Source organism: Niallia sp. FSL R7-0271, assembly GCF_038005785.1.
GTDB lineage: Bacteria > Bacillota > Bacilli > Bacillales > Cytobacillaceae > Niallia.
On record NZ_JBBOTZ010000001.1, the window covers coordinates 526,917 to 552,962 of the forward strand.

Consider the following 26,046-nt stretch of genomic DNA (forward strand, 5'->3'; position numbering starts at 1 on the left):
ACGAATGGGCAAAAAGACTAAACAAAACAGTAAAAGTAAGCCGAAGCATAAAACATCTGGTTCTTCAAATGGACAAAATGGTTATCACTAAATAAGTAAAGGCAGCCAATTGGCTGCCTTTTTTTAGCCTCTTAAAAGACGGAGGCTGTTTAATATAACAAGAATGGTGCTGCCTTCATGGCCAATCACCCCAAATGGAAGGTCTACTGCTTGAAGAAGATTTGATATTACAAGCAGCATAATTACAGATATCGAAAATATAATGTTCTGCTTAATGATAGCATTCATTCGTTTTGACAATTTTATCGCTTCAGCAATCTTTGGCAAGTCATTTTTCATTAAGACAATGTCAGCTGTTTCAAGGGCAACATCTGTGCCGCCACCCATGGCGATACCAACATTTGCTGTCGCTAATGCCGGGGCATCATTGATGCCGTCACCGACCATCGCCACAATCGGATAACGCTCCTTAAGGTTTTTTATATGACTAACCTTTTGTTCAGGAAGGCATTCTGCAATATATTCCTGAACATGGCTTTCTTTGGCGATTGTATTCGCTGTTCTTTCATTGTCACCTGTAAGCATGATAGTATGAATTTGATAGTCCTTTAATAATTGAATGGCAGCTTTAGCCTCTGTGCGGACAATATCCTTTAAGGCGATGCAAGCGATAATCTCATCTCCAGCTTTGACGAACACAACGGTTTTCCCACTCTCTGACAACTGATTAATAAGAGTAGGGTTAAAGCTTAGAGCACTGTCTTGACCAACAAATTCTGCCTTCCCGATTTTCCATTCTTTATCGTCTAGTTGTGCAGTTACACCAAAGCCAGACAGATTTTGAACACTATCAAGCGTAAGGAGCGGCTTATTGATGGTTGAGGCAGCTTTTTCGACAATTGCTTTTGCAAGCGGATGAGTAGAGTGATTTTCAATACTTGCAGCATACAAAAGAATTTCTTCCTCGGAATATCCTTGTTTAACGTGGATATCTGTTACTGTAGGCATTCCTTTTGTAAGTGTTCCAGTTTTATCAAAGGCAATAGCCTGCACTGCACCTAAAGTTTCTAAATGAATGCCGCCTTTAAATAATATTCCGTTTCGTGCTCCGTTAGATATAGCGGATAAAGTAGCTGGCATGATGCTTGCAACAAGGGCGCAAGGGGATGCGACCACAAGAAGAATCATTGCTCTGTAAAATGTTTCATTCCAGCTCCAGCCTAGTACGAAATGAGGCAGGAACATCATAATAACAACAATGCTCAAAACGACCTTAACATAAGTGCCCTCAAACTTTTCAATAAATGCTTGCGAAGGAGACTTTTCACTCTGCGCTGACTGAACTAGAGCGATAATCTTTTGAAAGAGTGTCTCATGTGCATTTTTCGTAATTTCTACTGTGATAGAGCCGCTTATATTCACTGTTCCCGCAAAAACCTCATCAGAGCTGTCTTTTGTAACAGGCAGTGATTCCCCCGTAATTGCCGCTTCATCAATAGAAGTTGTTCCAGATAAAATTCTTCCATCAGCCGGCACTCTTTCACCTGGTTTAATCAATATTCTGTCATGGATGGAGAGTTCAGCGACAGGAATTAATTCTGTTGTACCGTCAGTATTTAATTTCCAGGCTTTTTCAGGCTGTAGATCCATCAATGCAGATATTTCTTTATGACTTTTATTCATCGTGTATGTTTCCAGTGCTCCGCTAACTGCAAAAATAAAGATAAGAATGGCACCCTCTGTCCAATAGCCAATTATCGCAGAACCAACTGCAGCAAAAACCATCAGCATTTCCACATTTAATTCCTTATTGGCAATGGTTTCTTCAATGCCTTCTTTTGCTTTAGCAAAACCGCCGATAATAAAGGCGAGCACATAGGAGATAACAGATAATGTTTGTTCCTCCTGATGGGCCATAAACCACCCAGTTAAAATGAGTAGACCGCTTATACCTGCCGCAATTAGTTCAAGATGCGGCATAATCTTTTCGGAAAATAGGGAAGGTGATTCAGAACCCTTATGTGCAAGTGGTTTCGTTTCCGTCAACATTTTTATTCCTCCTTTAGTTTTATCATCTGTACATGAGAAAGATAATCAGCTTCATTACCCTTAAAAAACACGAAAGCTGCCACCTGTATAGGTGACAGCAAAATTTATGCAGGCTCTCATATAGAAAAATAGAGGTTCCTGCTGTTCGTTACTATTTAGTTATTCCTATCCTAACATAAAACGGAAGCACTTGGTATACTTTTGCCTTAATTTGGGACTGAATTTACTTCTTTCTGGATTTTCTGACTGCCAGAAATAAAGATGATTAAGCCTAGGATTAATAGCATTATGCTTATGACGATGAAATAGCTAAGATGATTCACATATTCTATAAATAGTCCGCCTAGATAAGGGCCTGTCAGACTGCCGATGCTGAATGCCATCCCGCACAAAAGATTTCCTGTCGGCAATAAACTCGACGGAACTAAATCAGTCATATAGCTGACACCCAAAGAGAAGGTAGAGCCTACTGCCATACCTGCGGCAAACAGACAGATAGCGAGACCAATAAAGGTATGTTCCACCATGCTTGCTGTCAGGAAGCAGGCAAAGCCGACAAAAAGGATTGTAACTAAAGTTCTTCTTCTGCCAAAACTATCACTTAAAATACCAAGGGGAAACTGAAACACAATCGCTCCTATCGCAAAGCAGGTTAATAAAATAGAGATTTCAGAAACCTCAAAATTTAGTCTGAGTCCGTAAACAGGAAAACTTGAATTTAGGCTTGATTCCAGAAAACCATATGCAAGCGGTGGAAGAAAAGCAGCCCAGGCATATTTTAAAGCAGCAGAAAAACGGGAAATCGTCTCTTTGAAGTTATTAGCTTCAGCTGTCTGCTCAGGGAAATCGTTCTTTAAAAACAAAGTGAAAATCCACGCTGTGAAGCAAAGAGCAGATGAAAGCATAAAAGGAAATGCTTCATTTACTTTCACTAATGGTGTCATTAGTGGTCCTACGGCGAATCCAATTCCAAAGAAAACTCCATATAAGGAAATATTCCTGCCTCTGTTCTTTTCAGAGGATACAGTAGTGATCCATGTTTGTGTAGCGAAATGGAGAGAGTGGTCGCCAATGCCGATAAATAGACGCAGTAAAAACCAAAACCAGAATGTTTTCCATAGTGGAAACAAAGCCAAGGAAATAATGACGAGCAATCCGCCGAAAACGATAGCTGGTTTGTACCCGTATTTGCGAAGCGGGTATTCCATAAATGGTGAGATGAGCAGGATGCCGATATATAAGCCTATCGCATTTAATCCATTCATGCTGGAGGACAGGCCGTCATTTTCAAAGATGACAGCAATCAGCGGAAGCAGCATTCCTTGACTAAAGCCAGAGATGGAGACAATGCTGATTAAAATCGCAAATTTATTTTTAGTCATTATGTAAAATACTCCTTATGGTGGTAGAAAAAATTTAGTATCCCTAAATGATGGTAACTTAATAAGGGAAGTATTGGCAACAAGAAAATTATCCCTATAATGAAGAAAAAGCTGCCGCAGAATTTGCGGCAGCTTTCTTATCTTATTACAGCTCTAAAACCTCTGCTTTAGAACTAGAATCAGCGAAATAGCGGATTTTTTGCGGCTTCAAGTGGAGCAGCACATAATTTGGATCATCTGGACCGCCCAGCCATTTGCTAAGCTTGTCACTCCAATATTTTTCTTTTTTCTCTTTAGAATCTTCAATTGTAGCTGTTGCCTCAATTTCACAGTAGGCACCAGAAAATCCAGCATCCTGAACACCAAGCAGTATATGGACATTAGGGTTTTGGCCGAGATCATCGACTTTATGTGTTTCCTTATTCGTTGCTGTATAAAGAGTCAATTCATCGTGAAAGAACAGCATAAACCGGCTGTACGGCTTATCGTCTTGTATGGTTGCCAATGTGCCTATTTTGTGATTATCGAGCAGTTCCAGTATTTTTGATTGTAATGCGTCATTCATTATAAAAAAACTCCTTTCCATTCTTAGTTAGTATGGGTGGTTTGTCTATATTTTATATACCCTATTATCTATTGAAAAAAGCTGATTTTGTTGGTATATTATGGAATGGTTTAGATAAAGCTGAAATATATTGGTCTGTAATGCGGATTATAAAGGAGTATTACAGCCTAAAAAGAGGAGAAGTTTTTAAAAAATGTTTAGGAAATTTATAAACAGGGGAATGTTAATTGTTAAAAATAAAAGGAGTGGGGAAAATGGTGAATAAAATCTTTACCGTGGCAGTCCTCATCGGCGTTCCAATATCTATTATTGGTTCTTTGCTGCACTGGCCGAGTATTGTAATGTTTATCGTGTACTGTCTAACAATCATTGCCCTCTCTAGCTTTATGGGAAGAGCAACTGAAAGTTTAGCAATTGTCGCTGGACCGAGAATCGGCGGGCTGTTGAATGCCACGTTTGGAAACGCAGTCGAACTGATTATTGCAATTTTTGCTTTGAGAGAAGGACTGACAGAGGTTGTTTTAGCTTCCTTAACAGGATCCGTTCTTGGAAACCTGCTTCTTGTTGCAGGGCTGTCATTCTTTATTGGGGGCCTTAAGTACAAGGTCCAAACATATAATGTGTTTGATGCAAGACATAATTCTGGCTTGCTGATGTTTGCTGTTATCGTAGCCTTTGTTATTCCAGAGGTCTTCTCCGTATCAATGGATGACTCAGAAACCTTAACGTTAAGTGTGGGAATTTCCATTATCCTTATTTTGTTATATTTAGCAGCACTATTCTTTAAGCTTGTTACACACAGGGGAGTATACCAATCTGAGAACAAAGAAGGTACAGAAAGCAGCCATCATGAGGAGCCTGAGTGGACCGTGAAGCGCAGTGTCCTAATACTTGCACTTGCCACATTAGCGGTAGCCTATATCTCTGAAAATCTTGTACATACATTTGAGATTGTAGCTGAATCATTCGGATGGTCAGAGCTGTTTATCGGGATTATTATTGTCGCGATTGTCGGAAACGCGGCAGAGCATGCTTCGGCAGTGCTTATGGCGTATAAAAATAAGATGGACATCTCTGTTGAAATCGCAATCGGTTCAACCTTACAGGTTGCGATGTTTGTGGCACCGGTGCTTGTACTGCTGTCCCTTTTATTCCCGACAAACTTGTCCCTTGTTTTTAGCCTTCCAGAATTAGTATCCATGGCATCAGCTGTACTGCTCATGATTATTATATCGAATGACGGAGAAACAAACTGGTTTGAAGGAGCAACATTGCTTGCTGCCTACTTGATTATGGGAGTAGGATTCTACTTGTTGTAAGTTTTTTCGCCTAAATAAACAGAAAACCGTCCAGCTTTCTTTACAGCTGGACGGTTTTTTTTAGAAGGCATTCTCCTTTAAGTTTAAATGAAAAGATAAGTATATAATTGTGTGCTTATGTGTTCTGGGACAAAATCAAGTCGCTTCCATTAAGACCACCACCAATTCTTTTTAAGTAGACAATACTGTACATACTAAACTGATGCTTTGCCAAAAATGGTCTATCCTCCTTTTGTGATAAGCGATTTGATTAGCTGCCCTCCTTTTGTTTGATAAGCCTAGTATAATATAAATTTAGATAAATGTAAATATTCTGATAATTTATTTTTTACATTTTTGTACAAGTTTGCTGTGACGTGCGCATAAGTATAAAAGACGAGCATTAAAACGGGAGGGGAGTTAGGAGAATGGCGATGGTTTACCGCAGTCTTTTTTATGGTATCGGACTATTGATTTTGTCATTCGGCGCGACATTGACAATCAAGGCAAACTTAGGGGCAGGGCCATGGGATGCTTTAAATGTAGGCTTGTCAGCACTGTTAGGTTTGACAATTGGCAGCTGGATAGTTATTATCGGCATCTTGCTGATATTTGTCAATGCACTTCTATTGATGAGAAAACCTGAGCTGCTGTCATTATTCACCGTGTTCATTTTAGGTTTTTTCGTAGATTTTTGGATGGCGCATCTTACGAATGTCTTTAATTATTTTCTTTTCCTTAATCAGCTGCTTCTGCTTATTGCTGGACTCGCTATTATCGGCTTAGGGATTGCTACCTATTTGCAGGCAAGCTTTCCGCTGAATCCGATTGATGAGTTCATGGTCAGCCTGCAAGAGCGATTTGGACTTAATATCATGGCTTCCAAGCTAATCGGCGAGGTTTTGGCATTAGTATTTGCTTTTTTAGTCAACGGACCAATTGGGGTCGGAACAGTGATTATTGCTCTTGGAATCGGACCTGCCATTCAAGTGTTTCATCCGCTTTGCTGTGGAATAATGGACAAATTAGCGCTTAAATAAAGATATGCAAAAAATTGTTTTTGACAGGAAGCATAATCTAGGCGAACTCCGAAAAAAATAACAGTAAATATTACTGTTATGTTTGAAAGGAGTTCTTTAATTTGTTGAAACGAATTGGTATTATTCTACTAGCTTTTCTTATGATGCTGCCTAATATTGCGCCAGCATTTGCAGAAAAACCGAAAGACAAGCAAGATATGCCAAAGTCAAAACTGGTTGCCATTCCGAATTCAGCTATGAACATCACAAAGGAAAACACATATCCGAATCCTTCGCAGGACTTGCCGAAGCTGCAGCCGAGTGAGCTGACACAGACGCTTATTGATTCTTCAAGGGTGAAAATTGAAAATCCTGACTTAATTCGCATGCTGAATGAGACAACGGTCAACAGCACACCATTTGCGATAGGATATAAGGCGATTGTCTATTTGGGTCAATGGCCATTAAATTATGAATCAACAGAAACAGCCCCTAACTGGGAGTATCAAAAGATAAACACAAACTTTTATGACAACAGAGGCGGAAAAGCGCCATATCAAATACACTATGTGCAAGAGTCTCAGAAAATCATCAGAGGCGGCCTGACTGCAAAAATTCCGAATGCTGAGGAAGTCAAAAAAATGATGATGCTCAAAGCAATGCAGAACTCCGGGCTGCCGCTTGCTTTTGAAACAGTGATAGGAACTGGCACGAAAAAAGACCAGATTTATAATATTCCTGCCAAAAGATTAGGCTATTTATATGGATACGCACCTGCTGTGAATGAAAAAGGAAAGGTCACATATGGAGAAGTGTATTTAATGCTGAAGGGCGGAAAGAAATCAATTGTCGTTAAAAATGTAACATCCCAAGGTATTGGTGCATGGATTCCAGTTCAAGATCATGTTTCCTTCGGATTTGTGGCCAGCGAAAAGCCGAAATAAAAAAAGTGAGCAGCATTAGTTCAGACTAATTAGCTGCTCACTTTTTTAACGTTGAATTAATGCTGCTTTTTTCGAGAAATCAATATCTCGGTAATAGCTGTTTTTAACAAGCACATTTGGACCTAAACATTGCACACTTGGGCAGTGGCAGTTAAGGGAAGAGGCTAAATCTGTTGCCAGCCACCTTTGGAATATATCTTCCAGGTTATCTGTTTGAATATTACCTAATGGTGGTGTATCCCCAAAGTCTGTAACGATAACATCTCCTGAGAAGATATTAACATTCAGACGGGAACGGCCGTCAGGATCGTTGCGGACAGTAACATTTTTACTTGCATACAGGCGTTTCAGCAGCTCTTGATCTTCTTTTGTACTGCTGCATGGATAAAATGGCAGTGTTCCAAACAGCATCCAGACATTTTCATCTCTTATGTCTAGCAAGTGATGGATGCTTTGACGCATTTCCTCCAGTGTTAATGTTTCCATCGTTGAAGCGAAATCAGATGGATACATTGGATGTATTTCATGGCGTTGACATTTCATCTCATCAACAATTTGACGGTGAATATGCTCTAAGTAAGGAAGTGTCTGTTTATTCAGCATCGTTTCTGCAGAAACGACCACACCTGCTTCCACTAATGCCCTGCTGTTAGTAATGATATTTTTGAAAAGTTTGCCTCTTTGTTCGTAAGACGGCTTTCTTGCCATCATCGCAAAGCCTCGTTCAGCAAACTCCTCTTCCGTACCCCAGTTATGAGATATATGCAAAACATCTAAATATGGAATGATTGGTTCATATCTGTCAAGACCTAGTGTCAGATTGGAGTTAATCTGTGTCTTTACACCTCTGCTATGGGCATATTTGAACAGCGGAACAACATAGTTTTCGACAGATCTGCGGCTCATCATCGGCTCACCGCCTGTGATGCTCATAGAGCGGAGATGAGGAATCTCATCAAGTCTCTTTAAAAGCAGATCAATCGGCAATGCATTCGGGTCTTTCGGCTGAAGGGTGTAGCCGACAGCACAATGCTCACAGCGCATATTACATAATGTTGTTGTCGTAAATTCTATATTGGAGAGTGTCAGCCCTCCATGCTGAGTTATATCCATATAAGCTTCCCAAGGATCATTCTTAGGGTTTACAATCGGATTTTTTTGAGAAATCATGATATTGCTCCTTTAAAAAAATTGCGAAATAAAGCGCCCGCTTGTTTAAGTATTCATTAGACGGGAAAAGACAAGTAATGATAATAAAAAGGGAGATGATCTTATGTCTAATGAAAACAAGGGAAACAGTAAACTATTGGCTGGAATCGTCATTGGAAGTGTCATTGGGACAACATTATCCCTCATGGACCGTACAACAAGGACAAATGCTAAGGTGAAAGTGCAGCAGTGGAAGGAATCAACCAACCAGCTTGTGCATGAGCTGAGAGAAAACCCTAGTCAGGTAAAGCAAGATACTAGTGAAAAACTGCATTATTTAAGTGATACAATGCGAGAGGTTATGAATGACAGCCAAACAATGTTTCAGCATATTCAAAACACAATCAATGCAAGGACACAAGATTTAAAAGAAATAGCAGGCGATTTCAAGCAGCTTTACTTTCAATCGAAACGCCAATATCAGTCTATCCAACATAAATTGCAACAGACAAAAGAACAGATTGGCATGAACGGAAACTCATCCAGTGACAATCAGCTGTTGCCAGTAGTCGCACAGGACCACTCCCTGATGGAAAGGGAAAAGGCTACCCTATAATTATGTGAGCAGACGCACGTATAGTATAGTTTAACATAAAAAAAGTCACCTATAATGCCTATAGGTGACTTTTTTTAGAAAGGAAAGAGAAGCACAGGTGTAAAATCAGCGGAATTGAGCAAACATATAGAATAGAGGAAAAAGATTGCCGGAAGCTAATATTTTCGGTACGATGGATATGAGAGTGAAAGGAGAGATTTTTGTTGGGCAGTTCGATTACAGACAAAAATGAACAAGTTGATTTTTTAAAAACGAGATTAAATATGTTTCTTGATGTATTGGATGCGATTGATCCAGAAGAAGCGGAGCTTGAGGATATTGACCGCTTGATTGAAATGATTGACGATATTGAATCGAAATGCAATGAATTTAAACATAGAGACATTTAATTAGCGAAGAGCTCCAGTTGGGGCTTTTTTTGTTAGTATTTATGTAAACGATTTCATTACACTGTTCACAAACTCCGATGTAAGAGTATAATTTAAGAGAAAGATCGTTAAAAGGGTTGAGGGGGAGAAAATTAGTGAATATCAAGAATTTAAAAACAAGCATTTATCAGTTGATTGAAGAAACATCCACAAATCTTCCAAAAGATGTCCGCCGCGCTATTAAAAAGGCAGCGCTAAGGGAAAACGCAGGAACAAGATCGGCAATGAGCCTTGGTACAATTCAAGCCAATATAGGCATGGCAGATATGGAAGTATCGCCCATTTGCCAGGATACCGGTCTGCCTACCTTTAAAATTAAGACACCAGTCGGTACAAATCAGCTTGAAATAAAAGCTGTAATCTATGAGTGCATGGAATTGGCGACACAAAGGGGGAAGCTTCGCCCGAATTCTGTTGATTCACTGACAGGAGATAACAGCGGCAACAACCTAGGAGCAGGAACGCCTGTTATAAAGTTTGAACAATGGGAAAAAGACTACATAGACATTGGCTTTATTCTTAAAGGTGGAGGCTGTGAAAACAAGAATATCCAGTACAGTCTGCCTTGTGAGCTTGATGGTCTTGGCCGAGCTGGCAGAGACTTGGACGGTATCCGTAAATGCATCCTCCATTCTGTTTACCAGGCCCAAGGGCAAGGCTGCAGTGCAGGCTTTATCGGTGTCGGCATCGGCGGCGACCGCTCAAGCGGCTATGATCTGGCTAAGGAGCAGCTTTTCCGTTCCGTAGATGATATCAATGAAAACGCAGAGCTTGCAGCCTTAGAAGAGTATATTTTGGAAAATGCTAATAAGCTTGGAATCGGTACGATGGGGTTTGGCGGTGAAACAACCTTGCTTGGCTGCAAGATTGGTGTGATGAACCGTATTCCAGCAAGTTTCTTTGTCTCTGTCGCTTATAACTGCTGGGCATTCCGCCGCTTAGGAATTAAGATTGACGCCATATCAGGCAGTATACTTGCGTGGAAATATGATGATGGAGAGAAAATAAACTTTGCAGGCAAACAAGAAGCTGATTCACAAGAAGAGGATAAAGTTATTAAGCTGACAGCACCAATAACAGAAGCAAAAATCCGTTCCTTAAAGGTCGGCGATGTAGTTGAAATCAGCGGAATGATGTATACAGGCAGAGATGCAATCCATAAATATTTGAGCACAAACGATTCACCAATTGATTTAAATGGACAAATTATCTATCATTGCGGTCCGGTTATGCTTAAAAGTGAAGATGATGTATGGCATGTAAAGGCAGCAGGACCAACAACGAGTATTCGTGAAGAGCCGTATCAAGGCGATATTATGAAAAAATTCGGCATCCGCGTTGTTATGGGTAAAGGCGGAATGGGTCCCAAAACCTTAAAAGCATTAGGCGAGCATGGCGGTGTTTATTTAAATGCAATCGGCGGAGCTGCTCAATATTACGCTGACTGCATTAAGTCTGTTCAAGGTGTTGATCTGATGCAATTCGGCATACCGGAAGCAATGTGGCATCTTCAAGTCGAGAATTTTCGTGCCGTTGTAACAATGGATTCACACGGCAATTCCTTGCACGAGGATATAGAGAAGTCATCATTGGAAAAACTTTCTCAGTTCAAGGAAGCTGTCTATAGTTGATTGTTTAATTTACCAATCATACTCCCTCTGTCACAACAAATAATAAGCTTAGATAGCTTATAAAGGAGGGAGAAAGGTGAAGCAGTTTAAACTAATATGTGCTTTTTTTGCATTATTTATGCTAGTACAGCATCCTGTGCTGGCGAACGTTTCCAACCAGCCTCAGCATTGGGGCTTCAAAAAATCAAGCAATGAGCAGCCGGCAGAAGCAGGGCAGCCGCTTGATCAACTTCTCCAGAAATATGGAGCATTTTATAAGGACAGCCCCGATGAGAAGGTATTGTACTTAACTTTTGATAATGGCTATGAAAATGGCTATACAGGGAAAATCCTTGATGTGCTGAAAAAAGAAAAGGTACCAGCAACCTTCTTCGTAACAGGACATTACTTACAAAGCGCCACAGATTTGGTGAAACGAATGGCTGATGAAGGGCATATTATCGGGAATCACTCGTACCATCATCCTGATTTCACACAAGTATCTGATTCTAGACTAAAAGAGGAACTGGATAAGGTGGCGAAAGAAACAGAAGAGATTACAGGCAAAAAAGGGATGAAATACTTACGGCCTCCCCGCGGTGTATTTAGTGAACGTACTTTGAAGCTTGCTAAAGATCTCGGCTATACACAAGTGTTCTGGTCTTTAGCGTTTGTTGACTGGAAAACCGATCAGCAAAGGGGCTGGCAATACAGCTACGACAATATGATGAAGCAGGCGCATCCTGGCTGCATAATGCTTTTGCATACTGTATCAAAAGATAATGCAGATGCGTTAGAAGCTGCGATTAAAGACTTAAAGAAAAGAGGCTATACTTTTAAAAGCCTTGATGACTTTATGGAAAAGCAGCAAAAAGCTAAAGAGAAAAGTCCGAATTAAATCGGGCTTTTTTCTTTTTTTGTAAAGATTAGTTAATGCATAGAACTTCCACATATATCCATGCTATAATGAGTGGAAAACAGAACAGGTGATTCTATTGCATATTCTTCCAGTTGCAGGACCATATAATTTTGATCTTGTGTTAAGCCGATTAGCGTTAGATCCGTTGCAGCAAATAGATTTTCAGGAGAGGTCTGTTAAAGTTCCGCTTGTTATTGGTCAAAAGCAAATGGTTACAACTGTAGTAGCGATTGGCACAACAGAGAAGCCAGCATTCCAAATAGAAGGCTATACGGACGAATTTGAAGAGAGTGTTATTCGAGAGCTGACGCGGATTTTTCAATGGGAAAGCTCTCTTATCGAGGTGCATGAACATTTCCAGCACACACAATTACACGAGCTGTTTAACAGCCATTTCGGAACACCGCTTGTCCTTGATTTCCATCCATATAACTGTCTTGTGAAGTGCATTATCCATCAGCAGCTTAATTTAAAGTTTGCCCATATATTGACAGAAAGATTTGTGAAAACATATGGATTTGAAAAAGACGGAGCATGGTTTTACCCGGAACCAGAACGTGTTGCCAGCCTTACAGTGGCAAACTTAAGAGAGCTGCAATTCAGTACAAGAAAAGCTGAATACATCATTGATATTTCGAAGGAGATTGCTTTAGGAAGACTGAATATAGAGAGTCTGCATGATAAAACAGAGGAAGAAATTATGAAAGAACTGATAGTGTACAGAGGAATTGGGCAATGGACAATTCAAAATGTGCTTCTGTTTGGGCTAGGAAGGAAAAATCTGTTCCCGATTGCAGATATCGGCATCCAAAATGCCTTAAAAAAGCTGCTTGGCTTAAAGGCCAAGCCGACAAAAGAGCAAATGGAGGCAATGATTCCGGCTTGGGAGCCATATTTAAGCTATGCTTCTTTATATTTATGGCGAAGTATTGAATGATTTCATGAAACCAACGGATAAGCCTTTACGTCTATAAAATTAGACAAACATGATTATGCTAACACATGTATTGTGCAATTCGGGAATATATTATATAAAGGAAGAGAAAAAAATCTTGTGAAAAATGGAGACATTTATGAACTATGGAGGAAAAGCGCTTTTTAATGGCGTAAAGTTTCATTCAAAAAATGTTAGTGTTAAATCAATCCGAAAAGATGGCAAGATTACGACAACCCACCAAATAAAGGGGAGGGAAGAAGAGGATATAGATGACTTTGATATCGATAAATATTTAAAAAGAGTGCCGATAGTCAGAGGTATGTGGTTTTTCATCACATCATTCCTTGATACATGGAAGTCGTTTTTGTCTATATTAGCTTTTGGGTTTACGTTTCTTTTTGTCATGTCCAAAGGAAGCTGGTCAATCGGAGGTTTAAGTGCAGCAGAGATCGAAACAGCAGTTATACTACTTATAATTTTATACTTACTGATCTACAAGCTCACACCGCTCGGAAAGTACCATGCTGCCGAACATATGGCAGCCAACTGTTTTAATAGAAGAGAAGACCTTACATTAAATAATGTGCAAAGCCAGTCCCGCATCAGCGAAGACTGCCATTTGAATCTTGTCATTTTTATTGCGCTCTTCAGTGTAACGGTTTGGCTTATTCCCTATTCTAATCAAATCGACGGTATTGTTGTGCTTTTCGTTGTACTGGCACTTGCATATGAGCTGTACATCATCCGAAACAAGCATGTGAAGAAGCTGTTGAGACCGATTTATTTTATCGGATATGGTCTGCAGTACCTTCTTTTCACAACGAAACCTGCCGCAGAACATCTTGAAACAGCTATTCAGTCACTAAAGAAAATGGCCGCACTCCAAGAAAGCATGGACAAAGAGGAAGCCGCTAAGAAGGGAACTGAAATAGTGTTTCATCCAGCTAAATAAAAATGAAAACAGCTCAAATGAGCTGTTTTTTTATTGAAGATGCTTGCCTTTATATTCATTGTTGCTGTTATCATACGTATTAATAAAGATTGCTTCTTTATGTCTATATATAAATTCATAGTTTAAACCCTTTTCATCTTTAAATACGACAGTGACGTAATAATGACCTGATTTTTCATCATACCACGGTTCTATTTTTTTGATGTTTTCCTCAAGTTCTCCGTTAGCCTCTAAATATTGCAACACAGCTGTTTCAGACTTTTTTTTTATCCAAGAAAATCCGTATAATTCTCCATATAGGTAGACCGAAAATCCGATTATTACAAGCGAAACTAAAAAAACAAATAAATTTTTAGCCAATATTACAACACCTCCATTTTAGTGTAATTTTACTCTTTTATTGTTAAATTGTATATTTAATGGTAAAAAAACCTAAAGAAAAAGGTGTTTTCTTGATAATTCATTCGTATAAGTTCCTTGTTTTATTCGTAAATATGTACGAACAATTATAATTGATATATTGACACGTACGTATATGTGTAATACGATAATCAAAGTTATGAAAGTGTTTACATAATAGAGCTAAAGCAAGAGGGGATAAGCTTTCGTAGCAATAATAGAGAAACCGTATTGGCTTAAATGGACAAGTATAAATGCTACTCAACAAAGCTGACACGGCAGGGAGGAATTCACAATGAAAAGGAATGGATCTCGAAGGTTTTTGATGTTTTTCTTGGCAGTTGTTCTCGTAATTCCGCAGTTTTTTCTTTTAAGCACAAATTCAGCAGTAGTTAAGGCTGCCACAGAGCCGGTCTTTAAAAGGGCTTCTGTTCATGACCCTTCTGTTATTGAGGCAGAAGACGGGGAGTTTTATGTTTTCGGTTCTCATCTTGCCTCTGCAAAAACGAAGGATTTTATGCAATGGGAGCAAGTCTCCTCCACTGTGTCTGCAGAAAATCCTCTGTTTGAGAATGTTTTAGAAGAGCTGAAGGAAACATTTGATTGGGCAGAGTCCGATACACTCTGGGCGGCAGATGTTATCCAGCTTGAGGATGGAAAATATTATATGTACTATAATGCCTGTAAAGGTGATTCTCCCCGTTCAGCACTTGGTGTTGCCGTTTCTGATAGTGTAGATGGACCATACAAGGATCTTGGCATTATCTTGAAATCAGGCATGTGGGATGAGGAAAGCGAGGACGGCACGATTTATGATGCGACAAAGCATCCGAATGCTGTTGATCCTGATGTGTTTTTCGATAAAAACGGCAAGCTTTGGATGGTGTATGGCTCCTATTCCGGCGGGATTTTCATCCTTGAAATGGACCCGGTAACAGGCAAGCAGCTTCCAGGCCAAGGCTATGGGAAAAAGCTTCTTGGCGGCAATCACAGCAGAATTGAAGGCGCCTATATTCAATACAGCAAGGAAACAGATTATTACTATATGTACTTGTCGTTTGGAGGATTGGATTCGACTGGCGGCTACAACATGAGGGTCGTCCGTTCAAAAACTCCAGATGGTCCGTATTATGACGCGGCAGGCAATGATATGACGAATGTAAAGGCAGATCCGACATTGCCATTATTCGACGACAAATCAATTGAACCGTATGGCGTTAAGCTGATGGGCAGCTACCTGTTCAAACGAGAGATTGGGGAAAGCGGAACAGGAATTGGCACAGGCTATGTCTCACCAGGACATAACTCTGTTTATTACGATGAAAGCACAGATGAACAATATTTAATTTTCCATACCCGTTTTCCTGAAAGAGGAGAGCAGCATGAACTTCGTGTTCACAAAATGTATATGAACGACGAGGCTTGGCCTGTTGTGTCTCCATATGAATATGCTGGTGAAAGCCTGCAGGATGTAGCTGCCGCGGATATATCCGGCGACTATAAGTTTATTAACCATGGCAAAGATATTTCAGCAGACATTAAACAGTCTGTTTTAATAAGTTTGAACAATGATGGAAGCATTACCGGTCAGGTTTCAGGTACGTGGAAGGAACAAGGTTCTAATAAAGCAGAGCTGACGATTGACGGTAAGGTATACAATGGCGTGTTTGTCAGCCAGTGGGACCCAACTTCGAAATCGAATGTAATGACATTTACAGCTACATCAGATGAAGGTGTATCTGTCTGGGGCAGCAAAGCGGAAAGTAAATCAGATGAAGAAATAGTCGAGGCAGTGAAAGCTGGTCTTGATTTAGGTGATACAACAGCGGTTATCAGCAACTTGAAGCTTGTAACAGAAGGGCTGCGCGGTGCGGTTATTAGCTGGAGCTCCTCCAATGAAGAGGTTGTCACAAGTGAAGGAAAAGTCACAAGACCGACTAATGGAGAGGCTGTTAAAGTGACATTGACGGCAACAATCACAAAAGGGGAAGCTACGGCTAGTAAAGCCTTTGAGATTACGGTCTTGCCAGAGGAACAAGGCAAACTTGCTGCACACTATGCGTTTGAAGGCGATTTAAAGGACAGCACAGGCACGCAAGCAGATGGAGAGCCAACAGGAAATCTCATTTCCAACACAGGTGGTACAATTTCTTACACAGAAGGTAAAACTGGCCAAGGTGCAATTTTTGACGGTGCATCAGGCGTACTATTGCCAAAGGGACTGATTTCCAGCAATAAATACAGCGTATCCTTCTGGCTGAACCCTGAGCAGCTTACTAATTATACGTCTGCGTTTTTTGGAGCCAAAACAGATGCAAACTGGATTAGCTTTGTACCGAAAGGCAATGATGCTGTCAGCAATAACAGCATGATCTGGTCGAATAGCGACGGTTGGTATGATGCAGATGCAGGCACACAAATTCCCGTCAATGAATGGTCTCATATTGCCTTTACTGTTGATAACGGACAAATCAATATTTATATCAATGGTGAAAAAGCATTCAGCGGCACAGAATTCTTTAATGTTTTCACAGACAAAAATGCCCTGTTCGCTCTAGGTGTGAATTATTGGGACACCCCATTCAAAGGGCTGATGGATGAAGTGCTTGTGTATGATTCTGTTGCTTTGACAGAAGATGCGGTTAAGGACTATTACACTACTGGAACAATTCCAGTAGTTGCGGAACCAGAAACACCAGCTCCAGATGATGAAGAAGAAATAGACAAGCCGGATGAGAACGGCACGCCAAGTCCAGAAGATGGAACAGGTAAACCGGACGATAACGGCAGTCAAGAAAGTGGCGGCAATGACACGAATGATAACGAAGAAGGAAGCAGTAATACGACGGAAGATGGTGAGAAGGACAGTGTGAAAGGGGAAGGACATGGACTGCCTAATACGGCAACAAATTCCTTCAATTATTTACTGGCAGGTATTGCCATGATTGTGATTGGTGCATGTGCGTTTCTTTTTAAAAAGAAAAGGGCTAGAATAGAATAAGAAAAAAATCCCTCAAAGAATTCATTTTGAGGGATTTTTATTTGCAGGATAACTAGATTATCCAATAAAGAAGTATTAGTATAAAGGTTGCAGATTAGACTGATTATAATGAATAAAAAATAGAACCTAATTACAGGAGCAAAAGAATGAATGATATTAAACAAACAAGCACGGTAAAAATAAAGCTAGGACAAACCTTCCCACTGACAATTAAGCGGCTCGGAATTAACGGAGAAGGTGTCGGTTATTTTAAACGGCAAGTCGTTTTTGTCCCAGGCGCCCTTCCAGGGGAAGAGGTTGTTGTTGAGACAACAAAAGTTATGCCGAAGTTCTCAGAGGCAAAGGTCAAAAAAATCCGCAAAGCATCACCATTCCGTGTACAGGCACCTTGTCCTTTTTATGAACAATGCGGCGGCTGCCAGCTTCAGCATTTGGCTTATGATCAGCAGCTTCGCGAAAAACGCGATATTGTTATTCAATCACTTGAAAGACATACTAAGCTGAAAATTGAAAATCTCGAAATCCGTCCGACAATCGGTATGGAAGACCCATGGAATTACCGTAACAAAAGCCAATTCCAAATCGGCCAGCAAAAAAACGGCAAAGTGATCGCAGGGCTTTACGGTATTGATTCCCATCGCCTTGTGCCAATCCAAAACTGTATGGTTCAGCACCCGCTCACTAACAAAGTGTCAGAAGAAGTCCGCAACATCTTAGAAGAGCTACAGGTGCCAATCTATAATGAACGGACCCAAAAAGGCATCGTCCGTACCATTGTAACAAGAGCAGGCTTCCAATCAGGAGAAGTACAGGTCGTCTTAATCACGACCCAAAAAGAAGTGCCGCGCAAAAAGCAAATTATGGCGGAAATTCAAAAACGTCTGCCTGAAGTGAAGTCACTCGTGCAAAACATTAATGGCAACAAAACATCCTTAATATTTGGCGAGAAAACGATTCATCTAAGAGGAGAGGAAGTTATCCAGGAAACACTCGGTGACTTGAACTTTGAGTTGTCAGCCCGCGCCTTCTTCCAGCTGAATCCAGTGCAAACAGTCAAGCTGTACGACGAAGTTAAAAAAGCAGCCAGACTGACAGGCAAAGAGAAGATTGCTGACGCCTATTGCGGAGTCGGAACAATCGGCTTATGGCTTGCAGACGGTGCCAGCGAAGTCCGCGGCATGGATACAATCGAAGCAGCCGTTCTCGATGCCCAAAAAAATGCCGATAGACACGGCATCAAAAACGCCACATACGTAACCGGCACAGCTGAGCACTGGCTTCCAAAATGGGTCGAAGAAGGCTGGCGCCCAGACGTAGTAGTAGTCGATCCGCCAAGAACCGGCTGTGACCGTAAGCTGCTTGACGCCATCAAAAAGGTCAAGCCGAAAAAGTTTATTTACGTATCCTGCAACCCATCAACATTGGCGAAGGATATTGATTATTTGAGCAAGGATTATAAGGTAGAGTATTTGCAGCCTGTGGACATGTTCCCGCACACAGCGCACGTTGAATGTGTGGCACAGCTCGTATTAAAATAACAATCACATAAAGCAAATCAGACCCTGCTTTCGTAAAATAATTTGCGATTGTAGGGTTTATTTTAAGTATTGTTCCACTAACAAAATGCCTAACCATGTATTTAATTAAACAGAGTAATAATACAGACTTTTTCACTTTTGTGTGAAAAAGTCTGTATTAAATTATTTTAGTATTCCTCCTATACTGAAATTAGTGATAGAAAGTGCTTTCAAAACACAAATGTGGAGGAGGAATTACTAATGAGTGATACATGGTTAAATTTAAAAGGAAAAGTTGCGATCGTAACAGGCGGTGCCTCTGGTATTGGTTTGGAAATTACGAAGGGACTTTTAAATAATGGAGTTAAAGTTGTAGTTGCAGATTTAAATGGAGAAGAAGGAGCTAGAGAAGATGGTTCTTATTTTCTAAAATGTGATGTGACAAATAAAGAAAGTGTTGATAACACTGTTTCTAAAACAGTTGAAATGTTTGGCACTGTAGATATCTTAGTAAATAATGCTGGTGTTAACTTGCCAAGATTGTTAGTGGATGATAAAGGGGAAAGACCGGAGTATGAATTGAGCGAGGGTGATTTTGACTTTATGGTAGCAGTAAATCAAAAAGGTCCTTATCTTTTTGCTCAAGCTGCTGCTAAGGAAATGTTAAAGGAAAAGAAAGGTGTCATTATTAACGTTTCGTCTGAAGCTGGTCAAGAAGGTTCTGCTGGGCAAAGCTGTTACTCTGCTACAAAAGGTGCCGTTATTTCTTTCACTCGTGCATGGGCAAAGGAACTTGGAAAGTTTAATATCCGAGTTGTTGGTATTGCTCCCGGTATCATTGAAACAACAGGTTTAAGAACAGATGCTTATAATGAAGCGTTAGCATACACTCGCGGCGTTACTGTAGATGGATTATCCACAGATTACAGCAAATCCATTCCTCTTGGAAGAGAAGGCAAACTAACAGAGATTGGCGATTTGGTAACCTATTTAGCTTCCGATCGTTCCAGCTATATCACGGGTACAACATTGAATATTTCAGGAGGAAAATCTAGAGGTTAACAGTGAAGTCAGAATGCCTTTAATGATTGTTTAAAACGAGGTTGACTGTCATTCACTTTAAGTTTTTCTAACCTGCTGTTTTGGCATTCATTTAGCAAAGAGGTGGTAGAATGTCTGACTTTACATTAGAGGATAAAGTAATTCAGATTATAGAATTATCGCAACAAAGAGACTATAGCTCTTTAGAGTTTTTAGCAGAAGCTTTAGGAGTAGGAACTAGATCTGTCCGAAACTATATCAAGAAGGTAAATGAGGAATTAGAGGGCATTGCATGTCTTGATAACAAAAGAGGCAAAGGCTTCTGGTTATCCATACAAGATCAATCTAGCTTTGACCTTCTAATGAATCACATCAGCTCTAAAAAAAATTTAATGGATTCATCGAAGCGCCGTATAGCTTATATCATTGAAAGGCTTATTAATAATGAGGTCATAATCACTTTAGATGAGCTGGCTTACGAGATGAATATAAGCCGAACCACACTCGTAAATGAATTGAAAAAAGCTTCTGTATCGTTGGAAGCCTATAATCTTAAAATTCATGGTAAACCAAATACAGGAATTAGCTTAGATGGTGTCGAGCTGGATATTCGCTTTTTTATCATCAATAATGTCTTTGAAATGATCTACAGGTCCTATCCATTAGATCAAGACATCGAAGAAGAAATAACAACAATTGCTGCCCGCCACGATTTCGAATCTAGTACACAAAAGCGATTGATGGAATTTGTAATAGTAATGCTCGATCGACTGTTGAAAAATCAACCATTAAAAAAAGTAAAGGACAGTCATTTAAAGCTCAAGCATACGCATGATTATCAAATCGGTTTAGAGATTGCCGCCGTCATTGAAAAATGTCTTCCAATCACAATCCCGGAAAGTGAGATAATTTTCATTACTATTCCAATCGCGGGGAGAAGGACGCCAACAAATAATCGCTCAATAGAAAATATTGCAATACCAGGTGAGATTAAGAGATTACTAGAGTTAATTGTCGAAAATATTGGCTTCAAAAAAGATATTATCGAAGAAAATGAATCATTCTTTATCGATTTGCAATATCATTTAACATTTATGATTAACCGATTAATGTTTGGTTTGCGAATAGAAAATCCGATGTTAATGGATGTCAAAGAAAAGTATCCAGTAGCTTTTCAAATGGCAAAGATTGCAGGGGACATCATTAACAAGGAATATGATTTAGATGTTTCAGATGATGAACTCGGTTACATCGCTTTCTATTTTGGGGTGTTCATTTCGCAGAGTGAAGTGAAGGTTAAAAGCATTAGAAAAGCAGCAGTTATCTGTGGAACAGGAAGAGGAACAGCTAAGCTAGTCTCCAATCAGCTGCAGCGCATCCTCAATAAAGAGACAGAATTAAAACTTTTCTCAGAAACAGAGGTAACAAAAGAACTTCTAAATGAGTTTGATATTATCTTTTCTACAGTAAAACTTTCTATTCAAACTAGCAAACCGGTTATTTTGATAAATGAAATCTTTGATGAACAAGCTATTTCTCGAAAAATAGAAGAAGTAGCATATATGCAAGCGTTTAGGATAAAGGCTGATTCTAATTCGCATTCATCCATTTTAAATCATTTAATAAGCAAAGAAAGCTTCTTCCTTTTAAATAGTAAGGTTGATTATCATGATAACTTATACACGATGGTGGATGAACTGGTTAAGACCGGACACTTGGATCATGAGTTCATAAACCGACTTAAGGAAAGAGAGAAAAAAGGATCAATGGTATTTGATCGTTATATTGCAATACCACATACCTTTAATTATCAATCTGATCAAATTAAGCTGGCACTAGGAGTTTTCCCCGATACAGTAATCTCTGATGGAAAAGATATAAAACTTATTTTCTTATTAGGCATTCCAGAACAACAATCTGAAATGACCGAACATCAGCTAGTGAGTGTTTATGATGAAATTATTCGAATAGCAAATGACGAAAAGGTGATAAACCAGCTAGCTAGTGCAGCAAATTATGAGGATGTATCAGAATGTTTAAAAAAGATTAGTAAGTTTAGTTAATCGTTATGCAATATTTTGTAAGCGTTTATCTTTGCAGCTGGAGAATTTAATGAAAAGGGGTAAGGAAATGTTTTTAGGATTTATTATATTGATTGGTATTGCATGGCTGTTACAAAGTATTTTTGGTTTTCTACAAATTAAACATTTCAATAGGAAGTATAGTGAATTAAGGCGCTTAGGCCGTGTAGCTATTGGCAAAAAAACCGGTATGTTCAGAGCAGGAACGGTTGTTATGTTCGCCATTGATAAGCGAAATAACATTATAAAAGCCGCTAAAATGCAAGGAGTTACGGTGTTTTCCCGAGTGCGAGAACTAAAAGGGTTTGAAGGGAAAAATCTATTGAAAATTTCAGATGGAGATTATAAAGGTATAAACAAATTAACAAAGTATGCAATAGAAGATGCTTTAAAAAGCTACGATGTTATTTCTAAAGGCGGAGAGTTAAGAGTTAAAAAAGGCTGGATTGATTATCTAATTCCTAAAAAAAGCTGACAGAAAAGGAGAGATTAGTATATGGATATCTTAATTAAAGGCGCAGAGAAATTTATGGACTTGTTCCGGCATGGGGGCGAGACATTTATAGGAATGGTAACAGATATTGTTCCTTTGTTAATCATGCTGCTGGTTGCGATGAATGCACTTGTCCGTTTGGTAGGGGAAGAAAGGGTGGAGAAGCTGGCAAGAAAGTCTGCGAAAAACCCATTTACCCGCTATTTTATCTTACCGATCATCGGTACATTTATTTTAGCTAATCCAATGACATTATCATTAGGCAAGTTCTTGCCTGAAAAATATAAGCCAAGCTATTACGCAGCTGCTTCCTATTCATGCCACACTCATAACGGGTTATTCCCGCATGTTAACCCAGGAGAATTATTTGTTTTCTTAGGTGTTGCAGCAGGGATTACGGCACTAGGTTTTGATACTGCAGAATTAGCTCTTCGTTATTTCCTAGTTGGGATTGTAACGAACTTCTTGCGAGGCTGGATCACAGATTATATGACAGCCTATGTAGCTAAACAACAAAATGTAAAATTAAAAGATACTGTTAAACTATAATAAATGGTGGTGAAGGAAAATGAAAACATATCAAGCTATTAAAATATCAAAAGGTTCAGGCGGATTTGGCGGACCATTAGTCATTACACCAACAGAAGAAAAAAATAAGGTTGTGTATATTACAGGTGGCGAAAAACCTGATATTGCAGATAAAATTGCTGAATTAACTGGTTGTGAATTAGTGAATGGTTTTAAAACAAGTGTTCCTGAAACAGAAATGGCATGTGTCATTATTGATTGCGGCGGAACATTGCGTTGTGGTTTATACCCGCAAAAACGCATACCAACAATTAATATAATGCCTACAGGTCAAAGTGGTCCATTGGCGAAACATATTACGGAAGACATCTATGTGTCAGGTGTAAAAAAAGATAATATCCAGCTGGCAGACGGGGAAGTGCTGCAAAACACAGCGAATACTCCTGCTGAGAAAACGGAAGAAAAAGAATATAAATATGATTCCAGCAAAAAAATTAGTGAGCAACAGAAACCAAAAGGTTTAATGGCAAGAGTTGGCATGGGAATGGGGAATATCACAAGTGTTTTCTATCAAGCAGGCCGAGATGCAATTGATACTGTAATTAAAACGATCCTTCCATTTATGGCCTTTGTTGCCATGCTAATTGGAATTATCTTAGAAACAGGCATTGGCGATCTTTTTGCAAGTATTTTATCACCATTTATCGGTAATGTTTGGGGATTGATGGCGATAGCACTTGTTTGTTCCTTCCCGCTGTTATCACCATTTTTAGGACCTGGTGCTGTTATTGCTCAAGTAGTAGGAACGCTAATTGGTGTAGAAATCGGTAAAGGCAATATTCCACCACACTTAGCACTTCCTGCATTATTTGCAATCAATTCACAAGCTGCAGCCGACTTTGTTCCCGTAGGGTTAGGATTAGCTGAGGCAGAGCCTGAGACAGTGGAAGTCGGAGTGCCGGCTGTGCTGTATGGCAGGTTTTTGACAGGAGCGCCAACCGTTTTTATCGCTTGGCTTGCTAGTTTTGGACTTTATGAATAACCATATAACAACACAGTTTGAATAGCACAAAAAATTTTAGAGTAAAAGGAGTAAAAAACCATGCAAAAGAAATATGAAACAGTCATTAATAAAATAGGTCCTTCAGTATCCGCATTTCTTGGCGACAAAATGTTGATTCTTTTTGGAGAAAATGCACCAGCAGAACTTGCTGATTATTGCTTATCCATTACGGTAAATAATATTGACAATGAAATAAAAGCAGGAGATACACTTCAACTAGGGGATAAAAACTATACAATTACATCGGTCGGAGATGCAGTGGAAAAAAACCTGACAGCCCTAGGACATATCACTCTCAAATTTGATGGATCGGAGAATCCAGAATTACCAGGAACGCTATATTTAGAAGACAGTGAAATAGCTGATGTGAAGCAAGGCGACATCATCCGAATATATTAATTATTTTTTGTCAGTAAAGTTTATAGCTTAACATTTCTAGGTAATCAGATAAATGGTCGTCGGAAGTTAAGCTATTTTATTTTTTCCTAAAGGGAGTGGAAATATGAAACTATTCATTGATTCTGCAGACATAAACAAAATTAAAATGCTTACTGAATACTATTCTATTGACGGCGTAACCACAAACCCAAGTATTATCGTTAAAGAAGGCAAACCTTTTTTACCTTTACTAAAAGAAATCCAAAGCAGTCTAGGCGTAGAGAAGGAACTTTTTGTGCAAACAATTGCTGACAAGGCAGAAAACATAGTGGAAGAAGCAAAGTACATTCAGAAGTCATTACAAGGGAATATAGTAATCAAGATACCTGTGACAAGCGAGGGCTTAAAAGCAATTAAATTGTTGAGCGGCATTGGAATTCGGACATTAGCAACAACAGTTTATACTCCCTTAAATGCATACTTAGCTGCCAAAGCAGGTGCAAACTATGTAGCTCCATATGTGAACCGAATTGATAACTTGACAGGCAACGGTATCCAAGTTGTCAAAGATATAGTAGAAATATTCGTAAAATCTAATTTTAATTGTGAAGTATTAGCAGCAAGTTTTAAAAATACCCAACAAGTACTAGAGGTTTGCCTAGCAGGAGCACATGGGGTTACAGCTTCTCCAGACATTATTGAAGCATTTCTTAAAGTTCCATCTATTAAAGAGAATGTAGAAACATTCAGTAGAGAATGGTATGAATTATACGGAAATAAAAGCCTTTTGGATTAAGTGGAAAGAAGGGGAAGCAGATGATAAAAGCGATTGTTTTTGATTTTGACGGATTAACGATTGATACAGAATACGCTTTATATGAAAGTTTTTGTGATATTTTAGAAATGGAACCAGGAAAACTGCCAATAAGTGAATATGCTGTCCATATTGGCACTGATTCTAGCAGCCTTTATAATTTTATCCAAAGCCAATCGAATGGGCTTTTAACAAGAGACGAAATCATCGAAAAATCAGCTGTTTTACATAAAGCAAAATTGAGTAAGCCCTTTGCACGAGATGGAATCGAGGATTATTTGAAAGCAGCTAAAGAGCTAGGGTTAAAGATTGGCTTGGCATCAAGCTCTTATAGGGATTGGGTTGAACATTTTTTAAAGGAGTTGGACATCCTTCATTATTTTGATGTTATTCAAACAAGAGATGATGTCAAAAAAGTGAAGCCAGATCCAGAGCTTTATAAAAATACAATCAAGCTTTTAGGAGTTAATCCGCAAGAAGCAATAGCATTTGAAGATTCAGCTAATGGTTCTAAAGCTGCACTTGCAGCCGGTCTAAACTGTGTAGTAGTTCCAAATAAAATTACAGAGCATCTTCCATTCGAGAATTATCATTTGAAATTAGCGAGTATGGCAGATAGATCACTGCAAGAAGTGATAGAGAGTATGGAGAAATCTGTTAACTTGCTAGAGAAGTAAAAAGACGACACTTTCAGTTAAGATAAGATAATGTTTTTACAATTAATAATGATAAAAAAATAGACCAACACCTGTAAAAGCTTTGCAGGGGTTGTGTCTATTTTTTTTTCCAAAAGTGAAGTTTAAGTGAATTATAATTCCATGTAATTAAAATAATAGCCAGCTCCACAAAAACGAGGAACTGAC

The 26,046-nt window shown here is 39.3% G+C and carries 24 protein-coding genes; 19 read left to right on the forward strand and 5 right to left on the reverse strand.

All coding sequences use genetic code 11. From position 1 onward, the window contains the following. Positions 1 to 123 precede the first annotated feature (123 nt). From MKX82_RS02715 to MKX82_RS02725, 3 genes are all read right to left on the reverse strand, one after another. Positions 124 to 2,049 carry a heavy metal translocating P-type ATPase gene (locus MKX82_RS02715; protein WP_341074870.1) on the reverse strand — a complete coding sequence of 642 codons (1,926 nt, stop codon included), beginning with the start codon at positions 2,047 to 2,049 and terminating at the stop codon, positions 124 to 126. A gap of 206 nt (positions 2,050 to 2,255) precedes the next feature. Next, positions 2,256 to 3,431: an MFS transporter gene (locus MKX82_RS02720; protein ID WP_251646340.1), complete on the reverse strand. Its 1,176-nt coding sequence runs from the start codon at positions 3,429 to 3,431 to the stop codon at positions 2,256 to 2,258. Between the two features lie 145 nt (positions 3,432 to 3,576). Beyond that, positions 3,577 to 3,996, reverse strand: coding sequence for a pyridoxamine 5'-phosphate oxidase family protein (locus tag MKX82_RS02725; RefSeq protein WP_197974718.1), 420 nt, complete (start codon positions 3,994 to 3,996; stop codon positions 3,577 to 3,579). A gap of 254 nt (positions 3,997 to 4,250) precedes the next feature. Between MKX82_RS02725 and cax the strand changes: the two genes are divergently transcribed. From cax to MKX82_RS02740, 3 genes are all read left to right on the forward strand, one after another. Beyond that, positions 4,251 to 5,315, forward strand: coding sequence for a calcium/proton exchanger (gene cax, locus MKX82_RS02730; RefSeq protein ID WP_192486428.1), 1,065 nt, complete (start codon positions 4,251 to 4,253; stop codon positions 5,313 to 5,315). 407 nt (positions 5,316 to 5,722) lie between these two features. Then, the gene (locus MKX82_RS02735) at positions 5,723 to 6,334 is read left to right on the forward strand and encodes a YczE/YyaS/YitT family protein (RefSeq protein WP_192486427.1); all 612 of its coding nucleotides are present in this window, start codon (positions 5,723 to 5,725) and stop codon (positions 6,332 to 6,334) included. Between the two features lie 197 nt (positions 6,335 to 6,531). Then, entirely contained in the window at positions 6,532 to 7,257 is a 726-nt protein-coding gene (locus MKX82_RS02740) for a YfkD famly protein (protein ID WP_396953811.1), read from the forward strand. 45 nt (positions 7,258 to 7,302) lie between these two features. Here MKX82_RS02740 and yfkAB read toward each other — a convergent pair whose 3' ends face one another. After that, on the reverse strand, positions 7,303 to 8,427 hold the full coding sequence (gene yfkAB / locus MKX82_RS02745; RefSeq protein ID WP_341074878.1) for a radical SAM/CxCxxxxC motif protein YfkAB: 1,125 nt from the start codon (positions 8,425 to 8,427) through the stop codon (positions 7,303 to 7,305). A 103-nt stretch (positions 8,428 to 8,530) separates the two neighbouring features. Between yfkAB and MKX82_RS02750 the strand changes: the two genes are divergently transcribed. The 6 genes from MKX82_RS02750 (at position 8,531) to MKX82_RS02775 (ending at position 13,868) form a co-directional block, all read left to right on the forward strand. After that, positions 8,531 to 9,022, forward strand: coding sequence for a YtxH domain-containing protein (locus tag MKX82_RS02750; protein WP_192486425.1), 492 nt, complete (start codon positions 8,531 to 8,533; stop codon positions 9,020 to 9,022). A 203-nt stretch (positions 9,023 to 9,225) separates the two neighbouring features. Continuing rightward, positions 9,226 to 9,411 (forward strand): SE1561 family protein, encoded by a 186-nt coding sequence (locus tag MKX82_RS02755; RefSeq protein ID WP_192486424.1) that lies wholly within the window; start codon positions 9,226 to 9,228, stop codon positions 9,409 to 9,411. A 134-nt stretch (positions 9,412 to 9,545) separates the two neighbouring features. Next, positions 9,546 to 11,081: a fumarate hydratase gene (locus tag MKX82_RS02760; protein WP_341074882.1), complete on the forward strand. Its 1,536-nt coding sequence runs from the start codon at positions 9,546 to 9,548 to the stop codon at positions 11,079 to 11,081. A 118-nt stretch (positions 11,082 to 11,199) separates the two neighbouring features. Further along, positions 11,200 to 11,958 (forward strand): delta-lactam-biosynthetic de-N-acetylase, encoded by a 759-nt coding sequence (gene pdaA, locus MKX82_RS02765; RefSeq protein ID WP_192486429.1) that lies wholly within the window; start codon positions 11,200 to 11,202, stop codon positions 11,956 to 11,958. Positions 11,959 to 12,055: 97 nt separating this feature from the next. Then, positions 12,056 to 12,916, forward strand: a complete 861-nt coding sequence (locus MKX82_RS02770; RefSeq protein ID WP_341079368.1) for a DNA-3-methyladenine glycosylase family protein — start codon at positions 12,056 to 12,058, stop codon at positions 12,914 to 12,916. A 124-nt stretch (positions 12,917 to 13,040) separates the two neighbouring features. Next, a complete protein-coding gene (locus MKX82_RS02775) occupies positions 13,041 to 13,868 on the forward strand; it encodes a DUF1385 domain-containing protein (protein ID WP_341074884.1) in 828 nt (275 codons plus the stop codon). A 30-nt stretch (positions 13,869 to 13,898) separates the two neighbouring features. Here MKX82_RS02775 and MKX82_RS02780 read toward each other — a convergent pair whose 3' ends face one another. Beyond that, positions 13,899 to 14,228, reverse strand: coding sequence for a DUF3139 domain-containing protein (locus MKX82_RS02780; protein ID WP_341074885.1), 330 nt, complete (start codon positions 14,226 to 14,228; stop codon positions 13,899 to 13,901). A gap of 334 nt (positions 14,229 to 14,562) precedes the next feature. Here MKX82_RS02780 and MKX82_RS02785 point away from each other — a divergent pair, with 334 nt between their 5' ends. From MKX82_RS02785 to MKX82_RS02830, 10 genes are all read left to right on the forward strand, one after another. Beyond that, complete coding sequence (locus tag MKX82_RS02785; protein WP_341074887.1) at positions 14,563 to 17,268, forward strand: lipocalin-like domain-containing protein; 2,706 nt, start codon at positions 14,563 to 14,565, stop codon at positions 17,266 to 17,268. Between the two features lie 146 nt (positions 17,269 to 17,414). After that, complete coding sequence (gene rlmD, locus MKX82_RS02790; protein WP_192486419.1) at positions 17,415 to 18,806, forward strand: 23S rRNA (uracil(1939)-C(5))-methyltransferase RlmD; 1,392 nt, start codon at positions 17,415 to 17,417, stop codon at positions 18,804 to 18,806. Positions 18,807 to 19,046: 240 nt separating this feature from the next. Beyond that, positions 19,047 to 19,847 carry an SDR family oxidoreductase gene (locus MKX82_RS02795; protein ID WP_233316327.1) on the forward strand — a complete coding sequence of 267 codons (801 nt, stop codon included), beginning with the start codon at positions 19,047 to 19,049 and terminating at the stop codon, positions 19,845 to 19,847. 110 nt (positions 19,848 to 19,957) lie between these two features. Then, entirely contained in the window at positions 19,958 to 21,889 is a 1,932-nt protein-coding gene (locus MKX82_RS02800; RefSeq protein WP_341074888.1) for a BglG family transcription antiterminator, read from the forward strand. Between the two features lie 67 nt (positions 21,890 to 21,956). Next, entirely contained in the window at positions 21,957 to 22,382 is a 426-nt protein-coding gene (locus MKX82_RS02805; RefSeq protein WP_237940694.1) for a transcriptional regulator GutM, read from the forward strand. 21 nt (positions 22,383 to 22,403) lie between these two features. Next, positions 22,404 to 22,949 (forward strand): PTS glucitol/sorbitol transporter subunit IIC, encoded by a 546-nt coding sequence (gene srlA / locus MKX82_RS02810; protein ID WP_233316330.1) that lies wholly within the window; start codon positions 22,404 to 22,406, stop codon positions 22,947 to 22,949. 19 nt (positions 22,950 to 22,968) lie between these two features. Beyond that, positions 22,969 to 23,970: a PTS glucitol/sorbitol transporter subunit IIB gene (gene srlE / locus MKX82_RS02815; RefSeq protein WP_233316331.1), complete on the forward strand. Its 1,002-nt coding sequence runs from the start codon at positions 22,969 to 22,971 to the stop codon at positions 23,968 to 23,970. A gap of 60 nt (positions 23,971 to 24,030) precedes the next feature. Continuing rightward, on the forward strand, positions 24,031 to 24,390 hold the full coding sequence (locus MKX82_RS02820; protein ID WP_233316332.1) for a PTS glucitol/sorbitol transporter subunit IIA: 360 nt from the start codon (positions 24,031 to 24,033) through the stop codon (positions 24,388 to 24,390). 103 nt (positions 24,391 to 24,493) lie between these two features. Next, the gene (locus MKX82_RS02825; RefSeq protein WP_233316333.1) at positions 24,494 to 25,165 is read left to right on the forward strand and encodes a transaldolase family protein; all 672 of its coding nucleotides are present in this window, start codon (positions 24,494 to 24,496) and stop codon (positions 25,163 to 25,165) included. 23 nt (positions 25,166 to 25,188) lie between these two features. After that, positions 25,189 to 25,860: an HAD family hydrolase gene (locus MKX82_RS02830; protein ID WP_341079370.1), complete on the forward strand. Its 672-nt coding sequence runs from the start codon at positions 25,189 to 25,191 to the stop codon at positions 25,858 to 25,860. The last annotated feature ends 186 nt before the right edge of the window (positions 25,861 to 26,046 follow it).

What these genes read in the sequence shown, in the direction of transcription:
- MKX82_RS02715 (WP_341074870.1), bottom strand. Translation starts at nt 2,049, where the DNA reads ATGTTGACGGAAACGAAACCACTTGCACATAAGGGTTCTGAATCACCT.
- MKX82_RS02720 (WP_251646340.1), bottom strand. Translation starts at nt 3,431, where the DNA reads ATGACTAAAAATAAATTTGCGATTTTAATCAGCATTGTCTCCATCTCT.
- MKX82_RS02725 (WP_197974718.1), bottom strand. Translation starts at nt 3,996, where the DNA reads ATGAATGACGCATTACAATCAAAAATACTGGAACTGCTCGATAATCAC.
- cax (WP_192486428.1), top strand. Translation starts at nt 4,251, where the DNA reads ATGGTGAATAAAATCTTTACCGTGGCAGTCCTCATCGGCGTTCCAATA.
- MKX82_RS02735 (WP_192486427.1), top strand. Translation starts at nt 5,723, where the DNA reads ATGGCGATGGTTTACCGCAGTCTTTTTTATGGTATCGGACTATTGATT.
- MKX82_RS02740 (WP_396953811.1), top strand. Translation starts at nt 6,532, where the DNA reads ATGCCAAAGTCAAAACTGGTTGCCATTCCGAATTCAGCTATGAACATC.
- yfkAB (WP_341074878.1), bottom strand. Translation starts at nt 8,427, where the DNA reads ATGATTTCTCAAAAAAATCCGATTGTAAACCCTAAGAATGATCCTTGG.
- MKX82_RS02750 (WP_192486425.1), top strand. Translation starts at nt 8,531, where the DNA reads ATGTCTAATGAAAACAAGGGAAACAGTAAACTATTGGCTGGAATCGTC.
- pdaA (WP_192486429.1), top strand. Translation starts at nt 11,200, where the DNA reads ATGCTAGTACAGCATCCTGTGCTGGCGAACGTTTCCAACCAGCCTCAG.
- MKX82_RS02775 (WP_341074884.1), top strand. Translation starts at nt 13,041, where the DNA reads ATGGAGACATTTATGAACTATGGAGGAAAAGCGCTTTTTAATGGCGTA.
- MKX82_RS02785 (WP_341074887.1), top strand. Translation starts at nt 14,563, where the DNA reads ATGAAAAGGAATGGATCTCGAAGGTTTTTGATGTTTTTCTTGGCAGTT.
- rlmD (WP_192486419.1), top strand. Translation starts at nt 17,415, where the DNA reads ATGAATGATATTAAACAAACAAGCACGGTAAAAATAAAGCTAGGACAA.
- MKX82_RS02795 (WP_233316327.1), top strand. Translation starts at nt 19,047, where the DNA reads ATGAGTGATACATGGTTAAATTTAAAAGGAAAAGTTGCGATCGTAACA.
- MKX82_RS02800 (WP_341074888.1), top strand. Translation starts at nt 19,958, where the DNA reads ATGTCTGACTTTACATTAGAGGATAAAGTAATTCAGATTATAGAATTA.
- MKX82_RS02805 (WP_237940694.1), top strand. Translation starts at nt 21,957, where the DNA reads ATGTTTTTAGGATTTATTATATTGATTGGTATTGCATGGCTGTTACAA.
- srlA (WP_233316330.1), top strand. Translation starts at nt 22,404, where the DNA reads ATGGATATCTTAATTAAAGGCGCAGAGAAATTTATGGACTTGTTCCGG.
- srlE (WP_233316331.1), top strand. Translation starts at nt 22,969, where the DNA reads ATGAAAACATATCAAGCTATTAAAATATCAAAAGGTTCAGGCGGATTT.
- MKX82_RS02820 (WP_233316332.1), top strand. Translation starts at nt 24,031, where the DNA reads ATGCAAAAGAAATATGAAACAGTCATTAATAAAATAGGTCCTTCAGTA.
- MKX82_RS02825 (WP_233316333.1), top strand. Translation starts at nt 24,494, where the DNA reads ATGAAACTATTCATTGATTCTGCAGACATAAACAAAATTAAAATGCTT.